The sequence below is a fragment of the Halomonas sp. GFAJ-1 genome, assembly GCF_000236625.2.
Classification (GTDB): Bacteria; Pseudomonadota; Gammaproteobacteria; order Pseudomonadales; family Halomonadaceae; genus Vreelandella.
Genome location: NZ_AHBC01000001.1, coordinates 46,989 through 54,127, shown reverse-complemented (window position 1 = coordinate 54,127; position 7,139 = coordinate 46,989). Strand labels below are relative to the sequence as shown.

Annotated in this window: 8 protein-coding genes; 4 read left to right on the top strand and 4 right to left on the bottom strand. The window is 52.6% G+C overall.

Annotated features, from left to right (window positions below; genetic code table 11):
* Positions 1–78 (bottom strand): transposase (locus MOY_RS17695; RefSeq protein WP_035539617.1); only part of this gene is annotated, 78 nt, incomplete at its 3' end.
* Positions 79–196: 118 nt separating this feature from the next.
* Here MOY_RS17695 and MOY_RS17445 point away from each other — a divergent pair.
* From MOY_RS17445 to MOY_RS00250, 4 genes are all read left to right on the top strand, one after another.
* Positions 197–1,216, top strand: coding sequence for an HNH endonuclease domain-containing protein (locus tag MOY_RS17445; RefSeq protein ID WP_009095191.1), 1,020 nt, complete (start codon positions 197–199; stop codon positions 1,214–1,216).
* A 3-nt stretch (positions 1,217–1,219) separates the two neighbouring features.
* Positions 1,220–1,798 carry a class I SAM-dependent methyltransferase gene (locus tag MOY_RS00255; protein WP_009095190.1) on the top strand — a complete coding sequence of 193 codons (579 nt, stop codon included), beginning with the start codon at positions 1,220–1,222 and terminating at the stop codon, positions 1,796–1,798.
* 681 nt (positions 1,799–2,479) lie between these two features.
* Complete coding sequence (locus MOY_RS17230) at positions 2,480–2,638, top strand: hypothetical protein (protein ID WP_009095189.1); 159 nt, start codon at positions 2,480–2,482, stop codon at positions 2,636–2,638.
* 46 nt (positions 2,639–2,684) lie between these two features.
* The gene (locus MOY_RS00250) at positions 2,685–3,032 is read left to right on the top strand and encodes a hypothetical protein (RefSeq protein ID WP_009095186.1); all 348 of its coding nucleotides are present in this window, start codon (positions 2,685–2,687) and stop codon (positions 3,030–3,032) included.
* A 53-nt stretch (positions 3,033–3,085) separates the two neighbouring features.
* Here MOY_RS00250 and luxS read toward each other — a convergent pair whose 3' ends face one another.
* The 3 genes from luxS to thrS form a co-directional block, all read right to left on the bottom strand.
* Entirely contained in the window at positions 3,086–3,610 is a 525-nt protein-coding gene (gene luxS / locus MOY_RS00245; protein ID WP_009095185.1) for an S-ribosylhomocysteine lyase, read from the bottom strand.
* A 76-nt stretch (positions 3,611–3,686) separates the two neighbouring features.
* Positions 3,687–5,072 carry a dihydroorotase gene (locus tag MOY_RS00240; protein ID WP_009095184.1) on the bottom strand — a complete coding sequence of 462 codons (1,386 nt, stop codon included), beginning with the start codon at positions 5,070–5,072 and terminating at the stop codon, positions 3,687–3,689.
* Positions 5,069–7,090: a threonine--tRNA ligase gene (thrS, locus tag MOY_RS00235; protein ID WP_009095183.1), complete on the bottom strand. Its 2,022-nt coding sequence runs from the start codon at positions 7,088–7,090 to the stop codon at positions 5,069–5,071. The genes MOY_RS00240 and thrS overlap by 4 nt, the downstream gene beginning before the upstream one ends.
* Positions 7,091–7,139: the final 49 nt, after the last annotated feature.

Here is a 7,139-nt window from a genome sequence, read left to right as displayed (position 1 = left end):
GGCCACGCGATGGCCGCGCTCTACCACCTGCTTGACGGCTTCGATTTTGAATTCTTCAGTGTAGCGGGGATAGCTCATGGTTCCTCCTAGATACCTTTAGTATAAGGCCTGGAGGTGTCTACGAAACCTGGGGCGATTCAGTTGTTGATGTTGGATGAGCTAGTGAATCTTCTACAACGTTTTTCGTGGAGACGAAATGGATTTCTATACATCGGAACCAACACTCGAAAACTACTGGCGTTCAGTTATTCTTTTTGGCCGAAATGTCGCTTCATATAAGTTTGCTCTGTCTAAAGCTCTCATTGACCTATCCCCAAGTGACCATGAATTAGTTACCTTGGAACAACTGGCCGTGCCCTATGCCAAGCATATCTGTGAGCATCTTCAGGGTAACGACAAGCAGGCCACCTCATCGAGCAGCCGGTTTCTGGATGAATGCCGAAAATTTAATCATGGAGAGACCACCAAAGTTTCTTTAATAAATACGACTGTAAAGCTCGGCTTTACAAACGTGATCGATGCCTTTCATAACGTAAACAGTGGCGATTTGCCTCAGCGTTTTTTCATAGACGAGCGACGCCAAAATAGTGGTATTCGCTTGACGGATAATTTTTATTCTTTGTTTAGAGAGCAGCAGCCAGGTTCGCTTTACGACGAGACCGAAGCACGTTGGCGATTGGTAGAAAGCGCTTGGTCGATGAATCTATCTCGGAACCTCATCACTGTTCAGCATGATGCTCAAAATGAATTGCTTTTTACTAACCAGGTGCATAGGCGCGTCAATATTACCTCTTGCAGGGATGCGCTCAACGGTTATCAAAAAGGGCGGTGTTTCTACTCGTTTAAAAAAATTAGCATTTGTTCGGGGAATGCCGAAAGGGCGGATGTAGATCACTTTTTCCCACACACACTGAAAGACAAGAGCATCATTCCCAACCTTGATGGGGTCTGGAATTTGGTTTTATCAAGCCAGGAGTGCAATCGTGGTAGTGGCGGAAAATTAGCTAGATTGCCATCACTGAATTTGCTGGCACGCTTGCACCAACGCAATGAATATCTAATTACAAGCCATCACCCACTTAGAGAAACGCTTATTCTGCAGACCGGAAAAGATGAACCTGCACGACGCAGGTTTCTTCAAAGCTGCTATAACCAAGCAAAATCGATCCTAATACACACATGGGAGCCTGAGCCACTAGATGATCCAATGTTTTAAAATATGAATAATTTCTACGATCAGCATGCGGCAGCGTTTTTTGCATCCACGGTCAACGTGGATATGTCGCCACTGTATAAGGAATTTCTACCTTATGTGCCCCCAGGTGGTCGTATCTTGGATGCGGGCTGTGGTTCAGGGCGAGATGCCAAAAACTTTAAGGATCAAGGTTATGTGGTCACAGCCATTGATGCATCTCAAACCCTTTGTGATCTTGCTTCTACGCATATCGGGCAACGTGCGCACTGCTTACCATTCCATGAAATAACATGGCAGGAGTACTTTGATGCGGTTTGGGCGTGTGCTTCGCTACTTCACCTGACTGCCGATCAATTGCCTGACGCTGTGGAGCGTCTTGTAAGCTCTCTCAAATCCAGTGGTGTGATGTATTGCTCGTTTAAGTGGGGCAGTCAGGAGCGTGACAAGGACGGGCGGCATTTCATTGATTTAAACGAGGAGCGTTTCACATCCTTTGTGGTATCTCCACTTAAAGTAGATGTGGTTAAGCTTTGGAAGACAGCAGACCGCCGCTCCTTACGGGAAGACGAGTTTTGGCTGAATGTCATTATAAGGAAGAGGTGATATCAGTGGTGATGGCAATTTCTGTAGGTATCGTGATTAGTTTCTAGGCTTGAAAATCATTGCATCACGTAGCATAGAAGCGCATCCAAGCGCCTTTTTTTATGTTGGGTGGGGTGTTGGGTAAAAATAAAAATCTATTTAAGCTATTGTTTTTAAATGGACGTAAGCGGACTGTCCCTCCGCCATATATTACGATTAAGCCGCTGATTTCAGCGGCTTTTTTGTGTCTGAAATTTAGCCAGCCCATACCTCGGCCCATACTTTGATTTTGGCTCTCACAGAATAGAAATAGACTTCTCTGGACGCTCTCTCTTCGTAAGTCGTTTTTATGATACTCGCTTCCATGGCTCAATTCCCTCAAAAACTTCACTGATACAGCTCGTAAGGGGGAACTGGCATCCTTTATTCTTTCAGATACTGTCCTCTGAAGAGTTTTGAATGGTAGCCGCTAGTTGGTAACGACCCAAAACGGACATTCCGGGTAGTGCAGCAGGCGCGAATTTTAGATATACAGTCTAACAAAAATTAACACCTCAAATCACTGTAGGCATTCCGATATTGAGTGGAGCGCTGTTGGATTAAATGGCTGGAACGACGGTTCCAGAAGGCGCGCAACATTTGGGGTCAGGTAGAGGTACTGCGTAAGGCGCTACCGTTGCCATGGGCAAGGATTATCCACCGATGTTGAATCCTTCAGCGAAGCTTTTGATTGAGGAGCCGGATACAGTCCGACGCCGCGATGCGAGGCATCTTGACTATCGCTTGGCCGATCAGCATGTTGTTGAGTTGATTGAAAACGCGCTGGCCCATGCCGATGAAGAGGTCGAAGCATCCGTGTAATACCTACTATCATCTTTATTTGGCTATGCTATCCAAGGAGACAACGATGAGCTGCAATATTCATCAAAACCACCCGCATGAGCACGGCCCGAATTGCGGCCATACGCAAATTGAGCATGATGGCCATGTTGATTACTTGCACGATGGTCAACTGCACCACTCTCATGGCGATCATGTTGATGAGCATGCGATTGAAGTGTCGGACAAAAACCCTGATGCGTGCACACCTAATCATCAATGTGCAGGTCATGATGCGGACCACGTACACGGCCCAGATTGCGGCCACGAAGCCATTCCCCATGGCGACCATGTAGACTACTTAGTCGATGGCCACTTACATCATCCTCACGGTGATCACTGTGACGATCACGGCCCTGTGACGGTTATTCGTTAAAACCAAAAAGGACGCACTGGACAACAGCTTAAGCTGTTGTCCGCCTTAGGCTGTTATTTAACGTCATTACCCAATGCTTCTAGCCGCTCAGGACTGAGGGCAATGTCATCGTTTTTATTGATCCCAATACCTTGATCAATAATGCTCTGAGCGATCTGTTGAGCATCGTTTAGCGAGTGCATAACGAAGGTGCCGCACTGAAACTCGTTGAGCTCTGGAATCTCCTCCATTCGCTTCACCGCTAAGACATCGCGCATGGCGGCCAGCCACGCATTGCCCACGCTTTCTTCGCTTGGGCTTCCCAGCAAGCTCATATAAAACCCCGTACGGCAGCCCATCGGCGAAATATCAATAATTTCGACACTGTCACTGTTTAAGTGATTGCGCATAAAACCGGCAAATAAGTGCTCTAGGGTGTGGATCCCTTTTTCACCCATCATGTCTTCATTGGGCTTGCTAAAGCGCAAATCGAACACGGTGATGGTATCGCCGGAGGGCGAGTTCATGGTTTTGGCAACTCGCACGGCTGGGGCATTCATTATCGTGTGGTCAACGGTAAAACTATCGAGTAAAGGCATGGTGTTGACTCCTGGCTGATTAACTTATGTGCCCCCTTAAAGGGGCCTGTGCTTGCCTTTGAAACTATTTTTGCGTCTATGTTCCAGCGTGAGAATTAGGCACGTCTAAAAATGCCATGGGTTGCCCTTGGGGGCTGCCTATTAGGGCGCCATCACGTACCACCGCTTGGCCGCGCACCACGGTGGCTATCGGCCAGCCGGTGACTGGTTTGTCGTGGTAAGGCGTCCAACGGCTAACGCTAGCGATCCACTCATTAGTGATCAGGCGCTCGGTATTTAGGTCGACCAGAGTAAGGTCAGCATCATAGCCTAGTGCAATGCGCCCTTTTCCTTCAATACCAAATAGCCGAGCTGGCCCTGCGCTGGTGAGATCGGCTAGCCGCTGCAGGCTCAAACGCCCTTTGCTGACGTGATCGAGCATAATCGGCACCAAGGTCTGCACACCGGTCATGCCGCTGGGAGAGTTGGGGTAGGGCTTGGATTTTTCGCTTCGGGTATGCGGGGCGTGGTCGCTGCCGATCACGTCGACTACGCCGTCGCGAATGGCTTGCCAAAGTGCCTGACGGTGAGTGCCATCGCGTACCGGTGGGTTCATCTGCGCCAAGCTGCCCAAGCGCTGGTAGCACTCTGGTGCGCAGAGTGTCAGGTGGTGAGGGGTGACTTCGACGCTGACGCGGTGCTTGTGGTGAGCGAGATAGGCCATTTCGTCGGCAGTGGATACATGCAGTACGTGAAGTCGTCGCCCGACCTCATTGGCCATCTCTACAATGCGTTTAGTCGCCATCAGCGCGCTTTCAGGATCACGCCAGTGTGGGTGGTCGCACACGTCGCCGCTGGCGTCGACCAGGGCGCGGCGATCGCGAAGCCGGGCTTCATCTTCGGCATGCACGGCCATACGCCGTTGGCCGTGACGCAAAATACGCCGTAAAACGGCATCGTCATCGGCCAGCAGGTCGCCGAACGAGCTGCCCATAAAGACTTTGACACCAGCGCAGCCGGTTAGCCGTTCAAGTTCGGCTAAGCGCTCGGCATTGACCGCCGAGCCGCCTATATAAAAAGCGTAGTCGCACCAGGCGCGGCCTTGAGCAAGGTCGAACTTGGCCTGTAGATCCCCTGGTGTAAGGGTGAGCGGCGTTGTGTTGGGCATCTCAAAAATCCCAGTAACACCGCCAAGCACCGCACCGCGTGTGCCTGCTTCGATGGTCTCCTTGTGAGTTTGCCCGGGTTCACGGAAATGCACTTGGGTGTCGATAACCCCAGGCAGGACGTGCAGGCCCACGGCCTCCAGGATGTTGACAGCCGTCCAGCAAGCGCGTAGTTCCCCCAACGCAACGATACGCCCGCCCAAGCAGGCGATATCCAGGCGTTCGATGCCAGCCGGTGTGACCACCTGGCCGTTGAGCACCAGCAGGTCAGCGTGGCGGCGGGTTAGCCGCGAACTGATGTCGTCAGTGGTAGTCATGCCGAGGTCTCCTCTGTGGATGCCGGTGAGTGCAAGCTTTGTAAGCGACTGGCTTGCTCGCGGCGCTGGGCATCAATGTCGGGGGCACGGCTGTGCTCTGTTAATTGAGCGATCGCCTCATCTACGGGTAAAGTGCCGAGATCAGTGCCATCACGATGGCGTAGGGTGACGTTGCCTTCTTCTGTCTCACGGCCGCCGACGATCAGCAAAAAAGGAATTCGCTGAAGCGTCTGTTCGCGGATTTTGTAGCCGATCTTTTCATTGCGTACATCAGCTTTGGCACGAATCCCCGCACCACACAGCGCTTCCGCTAGGGTGTTGGCATAGTTGGCCTGGGATTCGGTGATCGACATAATGACAGCTTGCTGCGGTGCCAGCCATGCGGGCAGTTTCCCCGCATGGTGCTCGATAAGAATGCCGAGAAAGCGCTCTAATGAGCCAAACAGTGCGCGGTGCAGCATCACCGGGCGTTGGCGTTGGCCATGCTCGTCGATATAGTCGAGCCCAAAACGCTCAGGCAGGTTCATATCCACCTGCAAGGTGCCGCACTGCCAGTCGCGACCGATGGCGTCGCGCAGCACGAACTCCAGTTTGGGGCCGTAGAACGCACCTTCGCCAGGGTTGAGTTCGTAGTCCAGACCCATCGCTTCCAGGGATGCAGTCAGCGCACCTTCAAGGCGATCCCATACGGCCTCGCTTCCCATGCGGTTTTCTGGTCGAGTGGAAAGTTTCAGGCGTACGTCTTTGAAGCCGAATTCGCGGTAAATGTCGAGTACTAGCGCTACCACCCGCCGGCACTCGTCGTTCATTTGCTCGGGAGTGCAGTAAATGTGGGCATCATCTTGGGTGAAGTGGCGCACTCGCAGCAGCCCATGTAGCGAACCCGATGGTTCGTAGCGATGCACCTTGCCGAACTCTCCCATGCGAATGGGGAGGTCGCGGTAGCTTTTTAGACCGTGGCGAAAAAGCAGCACACTGCCCGGGCAGTTCATGGGTTTGAGCGCTAGCGAGCGGCCATCCTCGGTCTGGGTGGTGAACATGTGCTCCTGGTAGTTCTGCCAGTGGCCGGAGGTCTCCCACAAGCTACGGTCCATCATATCGGGGGTGTTGACCTCGATATAACCGCTGTTTTGCTGGCGGCGGCGCATATAGGCAATCAGTGTCTGTAGCACTGTCCAGCCGTCGGGGTGCCAGAAAACGGCGCCGGGGGCTTCATCTTGAAAGTGAAATAGCCCTAGCTGGCGCCCCAGGCGGCGGTGGTCACGCTTTTCTGCTTCTTCCAGGCGTTTAAGGTAGGCCTTAAGTGCCTTGCGATCAGCCCAGGCAGTACCGTAGACGCGCTGCAGCTGGGCATTGCGGGCATCGCCCCGCCAGTAGGCGCCGGAGAGTTTGGTCAGTTGGAAGTGTTTTAGGAAACGCGTATTGGGTACGTGGGGGCCACGGCACATATCCACGTACTCCTGATGAATGTAGAGACCAAGGCTCTGTTCATTAGGCATTTCGTCGATTAGCTGCTGCTTGTAGCGCTCACCGCGCTCGCGGAAGATACCCAGGGCTTCGTCGCGGGGTACGCGTTGTTTGACGACATCGTACTCTTGGCCGATCAGAGCTTTCATACGCGTTTCGATGGCTTGCAAGTCTTCAGGTGTAAAGGGGCGCTCATAGGCGATGTCGTAATAGAAGCCGTCATCAATAACGGGCCCAATAACCATCTCGGCGCTTGGGTAAAGCTGCTTAACGGCATGCCCGACCAAGTGGGCGCAGGAGTGGCGGATGATCTCCAGCCCTTCGGGGTCGTTGGGAGTGATGACCTGTATGTGAGCATCACTGGTGATGGGGTCACAGGCGTCTACCAATTGCCCATTGATGCGGCCTGCCAGCGCCTGGCGAGCCAGGCCGGGACCAATAGCTGCCGCAATCTCAGCCACGCAGGTAGGCGACGCCAGCGTTAGCTGGCGCTTATCCGGCAAGGTGATAGTGAGATGTTTGTCGGGGGCAGTGACGGGCGTATCGGTCATGATGTGACTACTCGTAGTAAATGGTTGTGGCGTGAATATTCGATTTGCT

Coding starts and splice junctions, on each gene's coding strand:
- luxS (WP_009095185.1), bottom strand. CDS start 3,610: ATGCCTTTACTCGATAGTTTTACCGTTGACCACACGATAATGAATGCC.
- MOY_RS00255 (WP_009095190.1), top strand. CDS start 1,220: ATGAATAATTTCTACGATCAGCATGCGGCAGCGTTTTTTGCATCCACG.
- MOY_RS00240 (WP_009095184.1), bottom strand. CDS start 5,072: ATGACTACCACTGACGACATCAGTTCGCGGCTAACCCGCCGCCACGCT.
- MOY_RS00250 (WP_009095186.1), top strand. CDS start 2,685: ATGAGCTGCAATATTCATCAAAACCACCCGCATGAGCACGGCCCGAAT.
- thrS (WP_009095183.1), bottom strand. CDS start 7,090: ATGACCGATACGCCCGTCACTGCCCCCGACAAACATCTCACTATCACC.
- MOY_RS17445 (WP_009095191.1), top strand. CDS start 197: ATGGATTTCTATACATCGGAACCAACACTCGAAAACTACTGGCGTTCA.
- MOY_RS17230 (WP_009095189.1), top strand. CDS start 2,480: ATGTTGAATCCTTCAGCGAAGCTTTTGATTGAGGAGCCGGATACAGTC.